The following is a 17744-nucleotide window of genomic DNA, read 5'->3' as shown; positions in this document are numbered from 1 at the left end:
CGGCAGCGAACGGACCGCACTTCGTGGCAGTACGGCGCCGTGCATATGGTTAGGGATTGATTTACGTTACGGGGCTATCAAGATAATCGGACAGTTGAAATTCGGGGGCTGACCCTTTGAAAGAGAGCGACAATTCCATCGGGCTGCTGCGCAACAGGATTCTCGCCTCCATCCGCCCGGCCGCACAGGACTTCTTTCGCAAGCACGCCGAAGCAAGACCGTTGAACACCGGCGACGTCATCTTCGAGGACGGCGCGCCCGTCACCCATGCCGTCTTCCCGCACGAGGGCGTCGTGTCGATCATCGCGGAGATGAACGGCGGGCGCAGCGTCGAGAAGTCCTCCATCGGCCCCGAAGGCTTCCTCGGCTTCAGCCTGATCATGGGCGGCGGCACCTCGTTCGGCCGGTCCGTCGTGCAGGTTCCGGGCCTCGCCTCCTGGGTGGCGATCGCCGATCTCGACATCGCGCTCGACGAATTCCAGTGCGTGCGCGAGATCATGCTCCGCTACGCCAAGTCGCACACGGTCCAGCTCATGGAATCGGTCGCCTGCAACAGCCTGCACACCGCCGAGCAGCGCGTCGCCCGCTGGCTGCTGCATGCGCACGACCGGGTCGAGGGCGACACCTACTACCTGACGCAGGAGGCGATCGCCAAGCTGCTCGCGCTGCGCCGGGCGACGGTCAACGCCATCTGTACCGACCTCATGAACGCCGGCGCGATCTCCTATCACCGCGGCTCGCTGCGCGTGACGAGCCGCAAGGTGCTGCACGCGCGGGCCTGCGAATGCTACGAGCGCATCCGCCGCGCCTCGCTGTGAGGCCGGCCCCGCGACGGCGCTCACAGGCGTCGCGGCATTCCCGCTTCTGCCACGGACACTCTTCATGCCGCCGCCGCCGGCAGGAGGACGGCCTTCCCGCAGGGATCGAAGCGGCCCGGCGCCCCCATCTCCTTCCGCCCGGCCATTCCAGGCCTGATGAAATCGTGTCGCTCGCGCCGCTCCCCGCGCGCCATGCCGTCCCTGGACATCATCTTCCCCACCGAAAGCCAATGAACGATATCGTACGTACGGTATCGTGCATTGCCAGTGGTTAACGTTACGTTACTTATTCCTGGTTGCAATTCGGATGCAGGCGCCGGCGGGCGCTTTTTGCGGGGACCATAGCGGGAGAGGCGGAGACGGCGCCGCAAGCTCTGCCTCCGGCCGTCGCGGTCCGGCACATGGCGACCATGCGGCAACGGACCGCCGGCGCGGCGGCGGACGCCCGGTGCGGCTATGCGGGCATTGACTGGCCGCAAGAAGCGCGTGCCGTCAGCCGATGATGTCGAAATGCCCGGCGGAAAGGGCGAGCCCCTTGTCCAGCGTCGCGAAATGGACGGCGCTCACGCCGCCCTTGCCGTCGGCATCGTAGAAGAGCTTGCCCGTGCCCTTGTCGTAGACGATGCGGTCGCTCTTGTCGTGCGCCGACTTGCCGGTCCAGAAGGCGGAGCCGGCGAGGTCGCCGATCTTGCCCGCCCGGGTGAAGATGTCGTTGTCGAGCCAGATCCGGTCGTGCTTGACCTCGAAGTCGTCGATCCGGTCGACATTGCCGCGCCCGAGCTTCGTATCGAAGACGAAGGTATCGGCGCCGGCGCCGCCGATCAGCTTGTCGCTGCCGCCCTTGCCGTTCAGCTTGTCCTGCTCGCCCGTGCCGCGGATGGTCTCGCCCCGCGACGTGCCGGTCTTCGTGATGCCGAGAGCGTCGCTCACCTTGACGTTGAGGACCTGCGTGTCGAAGAGCGTGCCGTCCGACACCTTGACCTTGACGGTATAGACGTTGTCCCTGTTGGCGTCGCCCGGCTTCTCGAAGTCCGGCGCGCTCTTGAAGCTCAGCACGCCGGTCGCCGCGTCGATGGTGAACTTCGCCTTGTCGGCGCCGTCGGCGATCGAGTATTTGAGATGCGTGCCCGGATCGGCGTCCCGCGCCGCAACCTTGGCGGCGGTCCTGGTGTTCTCCTTGATCGTGAGCGAGGCCGTGGCACCGCCGCCGTTGGAGGTGATCAGGGGCGCCTCGTTCACGTTCTGCACGTGGATCGAGAGCGTCTGGGTATCGGACAGGAAGCCGTCCGATACTCTGACCGCGACCTGGTAGACATTGTCCCTGTTGGTATCCGCCGGCTTCTCGAAGTCCGGCGCCGCGACGAATTCCAGCACGCCCGTATTGGCGTTGATCTTGAACCGCGCCTTGTCGGCCCCGCCGACGATGGACCAGGAAAGCGTGTCCCTGTCCGCATCCGAGGCGCCGAGAAACGCGGCCGGATGCGTGCTGTTCTCCTTGAACGTCCGGCTTGCCGTCGTCCCGCCGCCGTCGGTCGCGATGACCGGGGCGTTGTTGACGTCGGTGAGCCGGATGTGAAGGGTCTGGGTGACGCTCAACGCACCGTCGGAGACGACGACATTCACGTCGAAGGTGCCGTCGTTGTCGATGTCTCCCGGATTGTCGAAGTCCGGCGGGCTCTCGAAGGAGAGATTGCCCTGCTGGTCGATGTCGAAGAAGAAGAAGCCGTCGGCGCTGCTGAAGGAATAGCTGAGATGGTCGTTGTCGGGGTCCGAGGCGACGACCCTGTAGAAGGCGTCGCGCGTTCCCTCCTCCACCGACAGGTTGACCGTCGAGGGGCCGGCCAACACCGGCCGCTCGTTGACGTCCTCCACCCGCACGTCCACGTCCACCGAGGTGGAAAGGTCACCGTCCGAGACGATGACCTTGATGGCATAGACGTTGTCGTGGTTCTTGTCGGCTTTCGCCTCGAAATCGGGGCTGTTCTTGAAACGGATCCTTCCTTCGTCGTCGATGGTGAAGAAGGCCGCGTCGTCGCCGGAAAGGGTGAAGGAAAGCCGGTCGTTCTGCGCGTCCCAGGCCGAGATGAGGGCGGCCGTCGTCGTCGCGGTGTCGGAGTTCTCCTCGACCGTGTATTCTGTGCCGGATGCATCCGGCCCGGTATTGCCGATGCGTGTGAAGTCGCTCACCGTGAGATCTCGCCAGTCGATGCCGAGCAGCGTCATCGTCTGGCCGTCGCCGAAGGTGAGGACGGCATCGGTGGTGTTCGATTTGTTGCCGACCAGCGCGGCGATGTCGGCAAGCGTCTGGATGGCGGGCCGGTCCTCCGTGCCGATCTTGTCGGTACCGAGCGTGAAATCCGTCACCGTCGCGGCGAAGTCCCCGTAAGCCGGCAGGATGAAGGTGTCCGCGCCGCTGCCGCCGACGAGGATGTCCGTGCCATTGCCGCCGCGCAGCAGGTCGTTGCCGCCGCGGCCCTTGAGGATGTTGTCGCCGGCATCGCCCGTCAGCGTGTCGGCGAAGCTCGATCCGGTGAGGTTCTCGATGCCGAACAGCCGGTCGGTACCCTGGCCGCCGCCCACATCCTGCCAGTCCGACAGCGCGAGGCTGACGGTCACGCCGCCCGTCGCGTTGCAATAGCCGGCGGTGTCGTTCCCCTTGCTGCCGTCCAGGACGTCGTCGCCCGCGCCGCTGATCAGCTTGTCGTCGCCGCCGAGGCCGATCAGCCGCTCGCCCGAGGCGGCGGCGATCATGGTATTGTCGTTGTCGTTGCCGTCCCGGGTCACGACGCGCTCGAAGTAGCGCACGCCGCTCGGAAGCTCTCCGAACACGAACTGGCCGATGGAATAGTCGCCCTTGAGGTTCAGCCAGGACAGGTTATCGTAGGTGAAGGCGCGCATGCGCGCACCGCCGGCCGTTTCCTCGAAATCGAGAACGGAACCGCCGGAGCGGATCAGGATGCGGTCGCCGACGCCCATGCCGTAGATGTCGAAATCGTAGTCGGCGTTGCTGCGTTGTCGGTGAGATCGAGCGTATCGTGCGAATTGCCGACGAAGGTGACGTCGAAGTCGACCTCGTCGCTGATCCTGAGCGTGCTGCCGCCGGTGATTTCGAGGCTGCCGCTGCCGACGACCCTGTCCTCGATCACGAGGATGCCGCCGTCGTCCGCGCGCAGCACGCCGTTGTTGGTCACGGTCCGGCCCGTGTCGATCACCAGTTCCTGGCCGTCGACGTTGGCGATCACCTTGCCGTTCGCACCGTTGACGAACTGCAGGCCGGCCTGGTCGCCGTAGTAGTCCGTGATGCCGATCAGGCCCGAACCCGACACGGTGTTGTCGATATTGGTCAGCTTGGCCCCGCCGGAGCCGGCGACGATGGCGGAGGCTTCGAAACCGCCGCGGTCGAGCGTGATGGTCCCGCCGCCGCTCAGCACCGTGTCGGCGAGGATCGCCAGCGTGTTGCGGCTGACGAGATCGATATTGCCTTCGTTGGCGATGGCTCCCTTCAGGCCGAGGAAGGTGCTGTAGCTCACCTTGATGTCCGCATCGAGCGTCACGGCATGGGACGACCCGTCGAACGTGCCCCCGATGGAGGTGATGAGCCCGCCGGCCGCCGTGCGGATCGTTCCGCCGTCGATGACCGTTCCGATCTCGACGACCGACCCGCTGCCGCCCGCGCGGATGAGGCCGCCGTCGTTCTCGACCATGCCGCTTTCGATATTGGCGATCCTGAGCACCCCGCCGTCCGCGGCCTCGAGAATGCCTGTATTGGTGAAGGAGACGAGATGTTCGATGCCGAGGGTGCGGTGCCCGACCTCGTTCGTGGTGCCGTCGGCGGAAATGGTGCCCTCGTTGACGAGCGTGAGCGTGGCGCCGCCGACCAGCCCCCGGTCGCTGCCGATCCATCCCACGCCGTGGATCGTGTTGTCGACATTGGTCAGCACCGCGCCGGGGCCGTCGCCGGCGATGCCGGGATCGTAGTAGCCGCCGATCAGCTTGATGGAGCCGCCGCCCGTGAGCGTCACCCCCTGCGTGGCGATGTTGAGCGTGGCGAGCCCGTTGGAAATGAAAATCTCGCCCTCGTTGTCGATGTCGCCCTGCAGCCGGGTGACGCTGGTGACGTCCACCCGGGCCGTCTCCGTCAGGTGGACGTCGATGAGCCGCGTCTGGAAGCCCTCGGTGCGGATGACGCCGGTGGATTCCGTGTGGAGGGTGCCGCCCGTGACGATGGCGCTGTAGAGCAGCACCGTCGAGCCTTCCAGAGCCTCCAGCCGGCCCGTCGGCGATTGGGTGAGCCAGGTGGAAAGATGGCCGCTGTTTTCCGGATGGGGAAAGGAACCGACGATCTGGAGCGTCCCGCCGTTGCTCGCCCGCAGGATCCCCGCATTTTCGATGGGGTTGTCCGGGCCCATGCCGGTCTGCAGCGCCAGCGCCTTGCCGGCGACGTTCGCGTCGATGGTCCCGCCGTAGTCGTTGTGGATCTCTAGATAGCCACCATCAAGCGGGTAGCGCGCCGCGCCGAATTCCGCCCCGATGAGGCCGTAGCCGGTGATGTGGGCCTGGTTGTGGAACTCCGTGACGGCTCCGCTCCCGCCGTGGCCGGTGACGAAACCGTTCTCCAGCCGCATCTCGCCGCTGCCCGTGAGCGAGAAGCTGCCGGCACCGTCGCCGAGAAGCAGGTAGCCGCCGGAGACGGTCATCCGCCCGTCCACCGCGAGCCCCTCGGTGACGCGGAAGCCCCCCGTCGTCTGGGTGAGGCTGCCATTGGCCGCGATCGTCAGCAGCCCGGCGCCGGCCGTGAAGGCGGGAAAATAATCGTAGCTCAGCGTCGAGACGACGACATTGTAGCCCTCGATCGTCACGTCGGTGCCGGCGACGGGAAAGTCCGTACCGAACTGGGTTGCCTCGAGGATGATGTCGTCGTCCTCGATCCTGACGTCGACCGTCGTCCAGACCCACCCCGCGCTCGTCTGGCCTGCCGTCCCGCTGAAGGAAACCATCTCCGACACCCCCGGTAAAATCTTTCTGATGCAAAGTGTTAACCGAGGTGCAGGCGCACGAGTATCCTTCAAATGGAGGATAACCGGGGCGGTTCATGTCGATTTTTTCACACGGAATGGCCTACCGGGCGCCAATCTGCGGGATGCGCGCGAGGACGGCGACGAGATCCTTCTGGCTCTTGACGCCGACCCGCTCGAACAGTTGCGAAAGCTGGGTGCGCAGCGTGCTGATCCGCACGTTCCGGCGAAGGGCGTATTCCTCGAGCGAGACGCCGTCATAGAGGGCGAGCGCCAGCTCCACCTGTGCGGGCGAGAGGTTGAACATGGCGCGCAGCGTCGCGGGCGCGACGGGCCGCGAGGAGCTGTCGCCGACCGTCACCAGCACCAGCGAGCGCCCTTCCGCAAGGCTCGCCGGCAGCGGCGAGACCAGCACCATCCGGAGCGTGTTCGTGCGCGGATCGCGCACCGAGAACGCGCCGCCGAGCCCCGTCGTGCCGGCGCCGGCGATCATCGCGCGGGCTCTCGCCGCAAGTGCCGGATGCAAGGCCGGCAGGCGCAGCTGCCCGCCCGCAAGCCCGAAGAAACCCGAGCGCTCCAGGGCCTCGGCACCGGCGTTGGCGATCAGGATCCGGCCGTCGCCGTCGCAGACCACGGCGGGCATCGTCCAGGTTTCGAGGAGCGAGCCTCCAAGCGCCTCGTTCAGCCGCGCGAGGCGCAGCGACTGGCGCAGGTCGACGGCGCGGGCGATGTAGGGCGCGAGGACGTCGAGGCGCGCCTTGTCCGGCGCCTCGAAGCGCAGGCGCGAGAAGGGCTGCTCCGCACCGATTTCCAGCGTATGGCCGGCCTGCGTGACGAGATCGGCCGTCATCGGGCGGAACATGCCGATATGGCGGGCATAGTCGTTGTAGAATTCGGTCTTGACGAACTGCTCTTCCGGAAAGATCTCGCTGGCGAGGAACACGCCCCGCACCTTGAGAAGCCGGCGCCGCTCCGCCCAGGGATCGAGCTGCTGGTAGCGCAGATCGTAGCGGTCCTTGAACTCCAGGATGCTCGCCGTCACGGAAACGTCCGGCATGCCGCCGTGGCGGTTGACCACGATGGCGGCCTGGTCGACCCCGAGGGCCCGGGCGACCAGCGAGGCGGCGTTGCGCCATCCCTCGTCCGACAGGGCCGCCTCGAACATGTCCGCCACGAAACCCAAATACCCTGCCAGCTCGATCATCGCATCTTCCGGGAACGGTATTCCTGCTTTTGCTTATAGATCGTCCTGTCCCGGAAAGAGTCAACGGGCATGCAAGCCTGACGTGTGTCTTGACCGAGCGTCCGTCAGGCAAAGAAATTATTATATATATCAGTGATTTACCCGATAGTGATCCGATGAGCGCAGGCCGACGTGGCGACGGGGACATCAAAATTGATGATGATCAAGCCTACGGAAGGCGGTGCGCCCCAGGCGAAAAGCGGCCGCGCCATCGCCGGTTCATGCGGCAATGGTGCGGATGGCCTGCGCGAGCTGCGCGTTGTCGACGGCGCCGGCCGCCTCCTCCGGGTCGAACCAGCGTCGCCGTCGCTCCGCGCGCTCCGGCCAGTTCGTCAGCGTGCCGCGCACCCGCAGCCCGTACAGCGTCACGTGGCGTTGCTGCAGCGAGCCGTCCGCCGCCTCCTTGACGTAGTGGTAGCCGGCGAGCGGATGCGTCATGATATCGCCGATCACGCCGGCCTCCTCGAAGGCCTCCATCGCGGCGGAGAGATACGGCGGCCTGTCTGCGGCCGGCCATCCCTTCGGCACGATCCAGCGACCGCGCCCCCGCGACGTCACGAGCAGCACGCGCATGCGGCCGCGCCGGTCCTTCCGCCACGGGATCGCCCCATATTGGAGCAACGCATCGCCGGCCGCCGCCGGGGCGGCGGCGCTCACGAGCGCTCTCCGGCCGAGGCGGCCCGCCGCATCGGCGCGGCGGCCGCCTCGGCACGCATGACGCTCAGCCGCTTGCACCAAGGGCAGCGGCGGGCGGCGCGCGGCAGGGGACGATTGCAGGAGAGGCAGACTTGCAGGGCATGGGGATGTCTCATGGATACGCTCCATCACGCGACGCATCCGCGTCGCCGAAACGAACCGCAATCTTGGAATTCCCGGAGCGTGCTACGTGCGGCGATCGGAGGTCAAAGGATGCCGCTCCGGGACGAAGAACGTGCTTCGCCGGCGAGCCTCGACATCTTGATGAACGTTTCCATGCACATGGCCCCAATCTAGGCGGCCGCGCCGGGCGATTCAAGGCCTCGGGCGGAGGCATTTTTTCTTTTTTTTCAGTTATTTGACTTTCCGTGCTTCCTGGCCGATAGTGGCCCGCATGAACAAGCACGGCACCTGCCACGAAGCCACGTCGCGCCTCATCACGGGCTCCTAGCCCTGGCCGGCATTCCGCGCCTGCGGAAGCCGCGCCAGGGATCGCTTTCGTCCGCCGTCCGGATTTCCCCAAGCCATCCGCCGCGCCGCGCCCGTTTCCGGGCGTGCGGCCGCTTATGGGCGGGAACCGGACCGGCATGCACCGGATGTCTGCTGGAGATCGACTTGGACAATATCGCACTGCTTCTTGCCATGGATGTGTCGCTCGCGGCCATCGTGCCGCACAGGGAGGCCGCCATCGCGCTCGCCGCCGACCGCCTGGCCGATGGCGCCGGCATGGCATACGAGGAGGTCAAGGCTGCGCTTGCGGCCAGGGAAGCGCTCGGGTCGACCGCGCTCGGGCGCGGCGTGGCCATGCCGCATGCGATCGCCCGGCAATGCCGGCGCCCCGCCGGCGCACTCATCCGGCTGGCGGCCCCCGTCGACTTCGACGCACCGGACGATACCGCCGTCGACGTGGTGCTGGCGCTGATCTGGCCGCAGAGCAGGGTGCAGGACTTCGTCAGGTTCTCCTCCCTCGTCAACCGCATCCTGCTCGATCCCGGCGTCCTGCCGTCGATCAGAAGCATGAGCGCGCCCGATCGCATCCGCAGCCTCCTCCACACCCGCGCCCGCGCCGCCGGGCTTGCGGGCCTGCCGCACGGCCCCACGGCAGGCGATGCCGTCGGGTTGCCGCAACCGTGAGCGCTGCGGCAACCCGCCAGGACCATCCACCGCAAGACAGGGGTTTGCCGGCTGCCGCGGGCGCCGGCCGGAACATTCGGGAAGACGACATGACATTGTGGACGGAGCTGGCGCGGGCCAGCAACGCGGCGGGCGACGACATCGTCCTGCGCAGGAGGGACGGCATCTACGAGATCCGCTTCAACGGGCTGGAGCTGATGTCCAATCTCAACCACCGCTCGGAGACGATCCTCGCCGAGCGGAGCCTGCGGCTTCACGGCCGTTCGGTGCGGCGCGTGCTGATCGGCGGGCTCGGCATGGGCTTCACGCTGCGCACGGCGCTCGACTGGATCGAACGCGAGGCCGAAGTGACCGTCTGCGAGCTCGTGCCCGAGATCGCCGACTGGAACCTCCGGCATATCGGCCATCTGGCGGACCACCCGCTCCGCGACCCCCGGGTCGTGCTCCATATCGACGACGTGCAGCATGTCCTGCGGCAGCGGGGCGACGCCTACGATATCATCCTCATGGACACCGACAACGGCCCCGACGTCACCGTGCGCGAGACCAATGACGCGATCTACAGCGAATGCGGGCTGAGATCGGTGCACCGCCGCCTCGCGCCGGGCGGCATCGCCGCCTTCTGGTCCGCGACCGTCTCGGCGGAATTCGAGGACAGGCTGGCGGCGCTGCCCTGGCGGTGGCGGCGCGACGACGTCTGCCTCGTCGACGGCCGTGCCGACGCCTTCCACCACATCTACCTCGCCGGCGACCGCCTGCCCCTCGTCCGTCCGGGCACATTGGCCGGAACCCTCGGCGCCGTCGCCGGTTTGAAGGAGCGTACATCCGATCGAGAGGAGTTACGGCAATGAAAGTCAGCGAGGTCATGACGCGCAACGTCCGCGTCATCAATCGGGAGGAAACCATTCGGGACGCCGCCCGCATCATGACGGAGATCGACGCCGGCATCGTGCCGGTGGCAAGCGATGGCCGGCTGGTGGGCATGCTGACCGACCGGGACATCGCCGTGCGGGCCGTGGCCGCCGGCAAGGGACCGGAGACGAGGGTCGACGAGGTCATGTCGGCCGAGGTGAAATACTGCTTCGAGGACGAGGACCTCGATGACGTCTGCGGCAATCTCGGCGACCAGCAGGTCCGCCGGCTTCCGGTCCTCGACCGCGACAAGCGGCTCGTCGGCATCCTGTCGCTGGGCGACATCGCGGTCGAGGCGCGCGGGGAAGGCACCGGCGAGGCGCTGGCGGCGATCTCGCGCCCCGGAGGCGCGCATTCCCAGTCGGACGCGCGGCATCACTGAGATGCGGCGCCGGAGCGGCGGGAAGACCGCACGGCGCTCAGCAGGGGAAACGGAGCAGGCCTCGCCAGCGCCGGCACGTGGGCCGACAGGAACATGAGCCAGGCGGCCGACCAGGCGGTCCCCGCGACGGCGAGCCACGGAAATGCCGGCCCGGGCAGTTCCGCCAGCCCGCGCGCGGCGGCGGCAGCGAACGCAAGCACGAAGGCCGCCCAGTGTCGCCGGAGCGGCAGAAGTTCCGCTCCCGCCGGACGGCGCATCGACACGCGCGCGGCGATGGCGATGATCATCGGACCCATGGTCGCCATGGTCAGGACGTGCACCGTCACCAGATGCGGCATCAGCCCCGACCGGGCGGCCGCGATGCCGAGCAGCCCGGGGACGAGACCGGCATAGCCGAGGCACAGCATGCGGTTGGCCGGGCCCAGCCGGAGCCCGTCGAGGCCGATGGAGGCGACCCAGAGCACGGCGGCAAGAAGTGCCCCCGTTCCGATCCATCCGCCGTCAAGAAGGCCGACGCCCAGTGCGGCCACCGCGAGCCACAGCGGCGGCCGCGGCGGTGCATCGAGGCCGCGGCGGCGGCGCGCCTCGTCCAGGAAGGAAGGAACGAGCCGCCCGCCGACGACGAAGACGAGGACCGCCATCGCGACGGGAAGGACCCCGGCGAGGTCTCGATGGCGGAGAAGCATCGCTTCCGCCGCGACGAGCAGCAGCGGCACCGTGGCCAAGGGCGCCTTGTCCCAGCGTCGCGCCGGCACGAGCGGCCACAGGATCGCGAGGGCGACCGGCAGCGCCGGCAGGAGGACCGGCCAGAGAGCCTCCGGCAGGCAGAGGCATGCCGATCGTCCGCCGAGCACCAGCAACCCGGCGCCAAGCGCCGGGACCGGGACCCGGCGCCCCGTCCAGGCCTTCTGCGCCGTCATGACATAGCCGCAGACGGCCGCACCGCCGAAGCCGAATATCCCCAGCCGGACATGTGCCAGCCGCGGGTCCTCGAGCGGGAGGAGCCAGAGCCATGGAAGCGCGGCCGCCATGATCGCGGCGAGCGCGAAGAGCACGCCCGCCGGGTGGAAGGCGAGCATCGGGCGCCGCCCGGGACCGGCCCCGGCGACCGCCGCCGGCTGCGGCGGTCGATCCTCCTCGTGCCGTTTCTCCGAGGGCGCCCGCAAGACGCTCAGCTTGAGGACGGCGGGGTCGGCCGGAAGGCCTGGATGCGGGCGGGATCTGTCTCGATCCTGCCTGCGCCGATGAGGTCGAGGCAATAGGGCACGGCGGCAAAGACGGCATCGAGGCTGAGGCGGATCGAATCCGGCTTTCCGGGCAGGTTGACGATCAGCGTCCTGCCGCGGGTGCCCGCCGTCTGCCGGGAGAGGATGGCGGTCGGCGTCTGGTCCAGGCTCGCCCGCCTGAGCTGCTCGCCGAAGCCCGGCAGTTCCTTGACCAGGACCTCGCGCATGGCCTCGGGCGTCTCGTCGCGCGGCGCAGGCCCGGTCCCGCCGGTCGTGAGGACCAGGTCGACATGCTGCTCGTCGCACAGCGTCAGAAGCGTGTCGCGCACCGAAGCGATGCCGTCCGGAATGATCCGCCGGACGATCTCGAACGGCGTCACGATCGTCGTCCGCAGCCATTCCTCGACGGCCGGGCCGCTCAGATCCTCGTACGCTCCGCGACTGGCGCGATCCGATATCGTGACAACGGCGATCCGCATCACGCCGCCTTCAGGACGAGGGAGGAGAACCCGCTTGCCGGATAGATCGCGCGAACGGGCCCGGTCCCCGGCGCCAGCGAGAACGGTTCGAGACCGTCGAGCACCTCGTCGATGACGGTGTTCAGCTGCATCCGCGCAAGCGCCGCGCCCGGGCAGACGTGGATGCCGGCGCCGTAGAGCAGGTTCTGCGACTGGTCCCGCTCGAGACGGAACTGCCCGGCATCCTCGAAAGCCTCGCCGTCGCGGTTCGCAGATACCCACATCACCGTTATCCGGTCCCCCGCCGCGAACGTCCTGCCGCCCACGATCACCTCCCTGGTGGCGACGCGCCGGTTGGAGACCAGCGGCCCGTGCAGCCGCAGGATCTCCTCGATCGCCTGCGCAAGCCGGGTCCGGTCGCGGCGAAGCAGGTCCTGGACGTCGGGGCGCTCGGCGAGGAAGTGAAGGATGATGCCAACGCAGGCAGCGATGGTCCCGAGCTCGCCGACGGTCCAGTTGCGCAGGATGCTGACGATCTCGGAATGCTGCAGCCGGTGGCCGTCGACGCTCTGGCGCAGCAGGCAGGTGGTGAGGTCGTCGGCGGCGGCATCGCCCGCCCGCTCGCGCACCTCCAGCTGCGACCGGATATGGCCGTCGAATTCGAGGGCGACGGACGCCATGGCCTCCGTGTCGCGGGCGAGCGTCGCCGCGCGATTCCTGTAGACCCATTGCAGCAGGGGCGCGCGCAGGCTTTCAGGCCAGCCGAGGAAGGCGCACTGGATGCGCACAGCATATGGCTCGGCGAAGTGCCGTATGACGTCGCACGGAAGATCCCGGCCGAGCGCGTCCACCAGGTCGCGGGCGATCCCGCGGAAGACGGGCTCGAACGCCGCGATGCGCTCCGGCGCGAAATAGGGCTCTATCATCCGTCGATAGAGCGTGTGCTCCGGCGGATCCATGCCGTTCGGAACCGAAGGATGGCGCGAGACGACGTTGCTGAAGGTCTCGTGATCGGTGATGACCCGCAGGACGTCCTGATGGCGGAAGAGAGACCAGCCGAGATAGTCGCTGCGGGCGACCGGACACCTTTCGCGCATCCGGTCGTAGGCGCCGATCTGGTCGGACAGGACCTCCTGGCTGCGCGGATCCCAATCGGCCGGGCACTCGTGCAAGGCCTCGCCCGGACTGCGGGCCTCCCTCGTTTCCCTTTTCATTCGCTCTCCCCGTTCTGCCGTTCGCCGTCAATAACGCAGCAGACGGGCGCGCGGTCTTTGTTCCCACACAAACAAATCCGCACCTGCCGTTGTCTCATTCGATGCCGAGAGCGGTGGCGAGATAGCCGAGCGCGAACGCCGAGCCCAGCGCATAGACGACGAGCAGGATTTCCAGGAACCCCGCCGACCCGCCCACGACGGCCGGGTTGACGAGCAATATCCCGATCGCGCTTGCGCTTCCCAGAGCGAAGCCGATCGAGAGGCGGGCAAGCACGTAGCGGACGAGAGCGGGCATCGGCCATTCTCCAGCGACGACGATGCGCACCGAACCGGAACGGCCGCACAATGTTCCGCGAGCCGGGCAGGAGGCCCTCAGCGCACCTCGTAGGTGGCCGTCAGCCGGGCTTCCGAGAGCGTGTGCCCGCGTGCGGCATCCCACATCGCCTCGATACCCGCGGCTTCCGGCACGGGGAGGCTCGGGACGTCCAGCGCCGCGAGGCGGATGACGTAGCGATGGACGCCGTGCCCCTTCGGCGGCTGCGGGCCGTCATAACGGGCATTGCCGAAATCGTTGCGCGAGAACCGCGGGCCGCCGCCGGGCGCCGTGTCGGCGCTTTGCGCGAGCTCCGTCCAATCCGCCGGGATGTTGAAGACGCCGCAATGGCGGAACAGGCCCGACGGCGCATCGGGGTCCTCGATCACCAGGGCGAGGCTCTTCGTCCCCTCCGGGACCCCGGTCCACTTGAGCGGGGGCATCAGGTTCTCGCCGAGCCGCGTGAATTTCTCCGGCATGCGCTCGCCCTCGGCAAATACCGGGCTGATGAGGCTCATGGCCATGGTCGTCTCCTTTCGGTCGGTTCCTTCCGCCGGCCGAACCTTTCGACGCGCCGATGGTTCCGTGCGGCGGGAACATCTGCGGCGCCCGCGGGTTCTGGCCGCAAATGAACGCGGAACCGACGAGCAAGGAAGAATTCTACCGGGAGTGCGCTGCGCTGCTCGGCGCCAGGCATGACTTCCGTCCGTGGCGGCAAGGCAGCCCGAACCGCTGGAACAACCGCCGCCCCGGCAACGGACGCTTTCCCGGCTTCGGCATGGTGCGCTACCACAGCCCGAGCCTCGTCCAGGTCGCCCTGCGCCGGCCGGTCGCCTTCCGCGCCACCTTCGCGTCGACGGCCGACGCGATCACCGCGCTCCGGCAGCTCTGCCGCGGAGAGAGCGGACGGGGGTGAGGTCTCATGATCGGCAACTGGCGGCACATCTGCGTCGACATGCAACGGATGTTCGCCGAGGACACCCCCTGGAAAGTGTCCTGGATGGACCTCGTCTCCCCGCAGGTCGTCGACGTCGCCGCGAGATTCAGCCGCCGCACGATCTTCACGCGCTTCTGCCCGCCGGCACGCCCCGCCGACGCCCCGGGCATGTGGCGCGCCTATTACGAGAAATGGTGGATGATGACGCAGGAGCATCTGCCGGCCGAGCTGCTGGGCCTCGTTCCGGAGCTTGCACCATATTGCCCGCCGGCGCTCGTCTTCGACAAGCGGACCTACTCGCCCTGGATGGACGGCCGCCTCCACGCCTGGCTTTCCCGGGAGGCGGTGGAGACCCTGGTGATAACCGGCGGGGAGACAGACGTCTGCGTCCTCGGCACCGCGCTCGGCGGCATCGATCTCGGCTATCGCGTCGTCGTGCTGAAGGATGCGGTGTGCTCCGGCACCGACGAGACCCATGACGCATCGCTGAAATTGCTCGGCAGCCGGTTCTCGGCACAGGTCGAGCTGATGACGACCGAGGAATTTCTGGCGTCGGACCCGCCCGCCGGATAGGCCCGCAGTGAGGCGCCGGATTTCCAACCTTCAGGTAAAATGCAGATCGTCCCGCGCACCGGGTTGACAGCCGGTGCGGAAGTAATGTTATTACGCTCGCCAGCACGAGTAACGTAATAACATATCAATCCTCATGCCAGCCGCCATCGGCTGGGGCACCTGAGGCCGGAACGAGGGAAATACCGGCACGAACCGGCGATCGTCGCCACCAACTGTAACGTTAGCACATTTCGAGAGAAGGGAATGAGACCATGGGAATGAACGTCATCCGCAACCGGCTGATGATGGCCGCCGCGGCGGGGCTCGTCTTCGCCGCGCAGGGGGCTTTCGCCGACGAGGATCACGAATCGAAGGAAGCGTGGCGGCTGTTCGTCGCCGACCATACGCAGCCCGTCGTGCGCGCCATCGATCTCGAAAGCGGCAAGGAGCTCGGCCGATACGACATCAAGGGCTACGCCGCACTGACGGCCAGCGCGTCCGGCCGGACGGTCTTCGCCGTCCAGACGGAAGCCGACATCGTCCACGCCATCGCGACCGGCATCGCCTTCTCCGACCATGGCGACCACCGCGACGTCGAGGTGAAGGACCCTGCCCTGTCGCCGGTGACGTTCGAGGGCAAGCGGCCGGTCCATGCCGTTCCGCACGGCGAGCATGTCGCCCTGTTCTTCGACGGGGAGGGCAAGGCGGCGATCGTCGACGAGGACGCGCTCCTCGAAGGCGAGGCGGAGTCCCGCGTGGTCGACGCCACCGCACCCCACCACGGCGTCGTGGTGACGATGGGCAAGTTCGACCTGGTATCGGTGCCGGATACGGACGTCGAGGTAAAGCCGGACCAGCTGCCGCCGCGCATCGGCCTCAAGGCGCTCGACGAAGACGGCCGGCAGGTCGGCGACACGGCGCCCTGCACCGACCTGCACGGCGAGGCGACCTCCGCCCGGCTCGTCGCCTTCGGCTGCAAGGAGGGCGTGCTGATCGCACGTCCCGGCGGGATGGGCGGACCGAGGCTGGAAATGCTCCCCTACCCCGCCGACTTCCCGAAGGCGCATACCGGCACGCTGCTCGGCGGCAAGGCCATGCAGTTCTTCCTCGGCAATTACGGCGAAGACCGGGTCGTCCTGATCGATCCCGACGGCGACACACCCTACCGGCTCGTGGACCTGCCGACGCGCCGCCTGGATTTCGTCCTCGATCCGGCCGATCTGCGCAACGCCTACATCCTCACCGAGGACGGCGACCTGCATGTCCTCGACGTGATCGACGGCGCGATCGTCCGCAAGGGGACTGTGACGGAGCCCTACAGCAAGGACGGCCACTGGCGCGACCCGCGTCCGCGTCTGGCCGTCGCCGACGGGAAGATCGCCATCACCGATCCGCGCCACTCGCTCGTCCGCCTGGTCGACCCCGCGACGCTGAAGGAGATCGGGACGATCCCGGTCGAGGGCCAGCCCTTCGCCATCGTCGTCGCCGGCGGTTCGGGCGCATCCCACTGACGGACATCAATCTCGGTCCGGGGCCGCCGCTCGACGGCCCCGGATCGCCGGCATCAAAGCGATCCCTAACGACGAAAGACAGCAAATGGCCGCGAAACTCCCCGTCACCGTCCTGTCCGGCTTCCTCGGCGCCGGCAAGACGACGCTGCTCAACCATGTCCTCGCCAATCGCGAGGGTCTGCGCGTGGCGCTCATCGTCAACGACATGAGCGAGGTCAACATCGATGCCGCGCTGGTGCGCGACGGCGGCGCGAACCTCTCCCGCACGCAGGAACAGCTGGTCGAGATGACCAACGGCTGCATCTGTTGCACCCTGCGCGACGACCTCCTGCAGGAGGTCCGTGCGCTCGCCGGGCAAGGCCGCTTCGACTATCTCCTGATCGAATCGACCGGCATTGCCGAGCCCCTGCCGGTCGCCGCCACCTTCGACTTCCGCGACGAGGACGGCCGGAGCCTGTCCGACGTCGCCCGGCTCGACACGATGGTCACGGTCGTGGACGCCGCCAATCTGCTGAAGGACTATGCCTCCTCCGACTTCCTGTCCGACCGCGGCGAGACCGCCGGCGACGGCGACGAGCGCACGCTGGTCGACCTGCTGGTCGAGCAGATCGAGTTCGCGGACGTGATCGTGCTCAACAAGGTCGGCACGGCGTCGCCGCAGGAGCGCGACGCCGCGCGCAAGATCGTCGTCGCGCTCAATCCCGACGCCAGGCTGATCGAGACGGATTTCGGCAGGGTCGATCTGAAGGAGGTGCTCGGCACCGGCCGCTTCGATTTCGCCAGGGCCGAGACGCATCCGCTCTGGTTCAAGGAACTGCACGGCTTCAAGGACCATGTGCCGGAAACGGAGGAATACGGCATCCGCTCCTTCGTCTACCGCGCGAGAAGGCCCTTCGACCCGACGCGCTTCAAGGCCTTCATCGACCGGCCCTGGCCCGGCGTCGTGCGCGCCAAGGGCTTCTTCTGGCTGGCGACGCGGCCGCACCACGTCGGCGAGATCAGCCAGGCGGGCGCGCTGGTGCGCACCGGGCGGATGGGCCTGTGGTGGTCGTCCGTGCCGAGGGAGCGATGGCCGCAGGACCCCGGCTTCCTCGCCATGATGAAACCCCATCTCGATCCGGCCTGGGGCGACCGCCGGCAGGAGATCGTCTTCATCGGCGCGGACCCGATGGACGAGGCGGAGATCCGCGCCGGACTCGACGCCTGTCTGGTCGACGGCGACGGCTTCAGCCCGCACCTCTGGCGCGATCTGGCCGACCCCTTCCCGGGCTGGGAGCGGAGAAGCCATCCCTGATCCGGCTTGCAAAGGGCGGGGGAGCGGCTAGGCTGCCGC

General features: G+C 67.8%; 18 protein-coding genes. 8 read left to right on the top strand and 10 right to left on the bottom strand.

The features are described 5' to 3' along the window. Positions 1-116 precede the first annotated feature (116 nt). Complete coding sequence (locus NNZ72_RS07805; RefSeq protein ID WP_257314673.1) at positions 117-818, top strand: Crp/Fnr family transcriptional regulator; 702 nt, start codon at positions 117-119, stop codon at positions 816-818. A gap of 492 nt (positions 819-1310) precedes the next feature. Here NNZ72_RS07805 and NNZ72_RS07800 read toward each other — a convergent pair whose 3' ends face one another. The 5 genes from NNZ72_RS07800 to NNZ72_RS07780 all read right to left on the bottom strand — a co-directional run bounded on the left by NNZ72_RS07800 (position 1311) and on the right by NNZ72_RS07780 (position 7888). Beyond that, the gene (locus NNZ72_RS07800) at positions 1311-3794 is read right to left on the bottom strand and encodes a cadherin domain-containing protein (RefSeq protein WP_257314672.1); all 2484 of its coding nucleotides are present in this window, start codon (positions 3792-3794) and stop codon (positions 1311-1313) included. Beyond that, positions 3770-5815 carry a hypothetical protein gene (locus NNZ72_RS07795; protein ID WP_257314670.1) on the bottom strand — a complete coding sequence of 682 codons (2046 nt, stop codon included), beginning with the start codon at positions 5813-5815 and terminating at the stop codon, positions 3770-3772. The genes NNZ72_RS07800 and NNZ72_RS07795 overlap by 25 nt, the downstream gene beginning before the upstream one ends. Before the next feature lie 121 nt (positions 5816-5936). Beyond that, positions 5937-7037, bottom strand: coding sequence for a hypothetical protein (locus NNZ72_RS07790; RefSeq protein WP_257314668.1), 1101 nt, complete (start codon positions 7035-7037; stop codon positions 5937-5939). 258 nt (positions 7038-7295) lie between these two features. Beyond that, positions 7296-7733, bottom strand: a complete 438-nt coding sequence (locus tag NNZ72_RS07785; protein WP_257314667.1) for an NUDIX hydrolase — start codon at positions 7731-7733, stop codon at positions 7296-7298. Further along, positions 7730-7888, bottom strand: coding sequence for a hypothetical protein (locus tag NNZ72_RS07780; RefSeq protein ID WP_257314666.1), 159 nt, complete (start codon positions 7886-7888; stop codon positions 7730-7732). Before NNZ72_RS07780 ends, NNZ72_RS07785 begins: the two co-directional genes overlap by 4 nt. A 499-nt stretch (positions 7889-8387) precedes the next feature. Between NNZ72_RS07780 and NNZ72_RS07775 the strand changes: the two genes are divergently transcribed. From NNZ72_RS07775 to NNZ72_RS07765, 3 genes are all read left to right on the top strand, one after another. Beyond that, the gene (locus tag NNZ72_RS07775) at positions 8388-8906 is read left to right on the top strand and encodes a PTS sugar transporter subunit IIA (RefSeq protein WP_257314664.1); all 519 of its coding nucleotides are present in this window, start codon (positions 8388-8390) and stop codon (positions 8904-8906) included. Positions 8907-8995: 89 nt separating this feature from the next. After that, positions 8996-9757: a spermine/spermidine synthase domain-containing protein gene (locus NNZ72_RS07770; RefSeq protein WP_257314662.1), complete on the top strand. Its 762-nt coding sequence runs from the start codon at positions 8996-8998 to the stop codon at positions 9755-9757. Then, the gene (locus NNZ72_RS07765) at positions 9754-10200 is read left to right on the top strand and encodes a CBS domain-containing protein (RefSeq protein ID WP_257314660.1); all 447 of its coding nucleotides are present in this window, start codon (positions 9754-9756) and stop codon (positions 10198-10200) included. Before NNZ72_RS07770 ends, NNZ72_RS07765 begins: the two co-directional genes overlap by 4 nt. Here NNZ72_RS07765 and NNZ72_RS07760 read toward each other — a convergent pair. From NNZ72_RS07760 to NNZ72_RS07740, 5 genes are all read right to left on the bottom strand, one after another. Further along, positions 10194-11279: an NnrS family protein gene (locus tag NNZ72_RS07760; protein ID WP_257314659.1), complete on the bottom strand. Its 1086-nt coding sequence runs from the start codon at positions 11277-11279 to the stop codon at positions 10194-10196. The genes NNZ72_RS07765 and NNZ72_RS07760 overlap by 7 nt on opposite strands. A 92-nt stretch (positions 11280-11371) precedes the next feature. Beyond that, positions 11372-11905: a molybdopterin adenylyltransferase gene (gene mog, locus NNZ72_RS07755; protein ID WP_257314657.1), complete on the bottom strand. Its 534-nt coding sequence runs from the start codon at positions 11903-11905 to the stop codon at positions 11372-11374. Beyond that, positions 11905-13098: a cytochrome P450 gene (locus NNZ72_RS07750; protein ID WP_257314652.1), complete on the bottom strand. Its 1194-nt coding sequence runs from the start codon at positions 13096-13098 to the stop codon at positions 11905-11907. The genes mog and NNZ72_RS07750 overlap by 1 nt, the downstream gene beginning before the upstream one ends. A 94-nt stretch (positions 13099-13192) precedes the next feature. After that, positions 13193-13393, bottom strand: coding sequence for a hypothetical protein (locus tag NNZ72_RS07745; protein WP_257314650.1), 201 nt, complete (start codon positions 13391-13393; stop codon positions 13193-13195). A 77-nt stretch (positions 13394-13470) separates the two neighbouring features. Further along, positions 13471-13935, bottom strand: a complete 465-nt coding sequence (locus NNZ72_RS07740) for a YbhB/YbcL family Raf kinase inhibitor-like protein (protein ID WP_257314648.1) — start codon at positions 13933-13935, stop codon at positions 13471-13473. Between the two features lie 104 nt (positions 13936-14039). On the opposite strand from NNZ72_RS07740, the gene NNZ72_RS07735 reads away from it, so the two are divergent. The 4 genes from NNZ72_RS07735 to zigA all read left to right on the top strand — a co-directional run bounded on the left by NNZ72_RS07735 (position 14040) and on the right by zigA (position 17705). Continuing rightward, positions 14040-14327, top strand: a complete 288-nt coding sequence (locus NNZ72_RS07735) for an RNA-binding protein (protein WP_257314646.1) — start codon at positions 14040-14042, stop codon at positions 14325-14327. Between the two features lie 6 nt (positions 14328-14333). Further along, complete coding sequence (locus NNZ72_RS07730) at positions 14334-14921, top strand: cysteine hydrolase family protein (RefSeq protein WP_257314644.1); 588 nt, start codon at positions 14334-14336, stop codon at positions 14919-14921. Between the two features lie 251 nt (positions 14922-15172). Beyond that, positions 15173-16411 carry a zinc metallochaperone AztD gene (gene aztD / locus NNZ72_RS07725; protein ID WP_257314642.1) on the top strand — a complete coding sequence of 413 codons (1239 nt, stop codon included), beginning with the start codon at positions 15173-15175 and terminating at the stop codon, positions 16409-16411. A gap of 85 nt (positions 16412-16496) precedes the next feature. Further along, positions 16497-17705 (top strand): zinc metallochaperone GTPase ZigA, encoded by a 1209-nt coding sequence (gene zigA, locus NNZ72_RS07720; protein ID WP_257314640.1) that lies wholly within the window; start codon positions 16497-16499, stop codon positions 17703-17705. Positions 17706-17744 lie beyond the last annotated feature (39 nt).

The sequence above is a fragment of the Shinella pollutisoli genome (assembly GCF_024609765.1).
In the GTDB taxonomy this organism is placed as follows: Bacteria; Pseudomonadota; Alphaproteobacteria; order Rhizobiales; family Rhizobiaceae; genus Shinella; species Shinella pollutisoli.
Note: the sequence above shows the minus strand (reverse complement) of the source record. Positions and strands in the feature narration are given on the sequence as shown.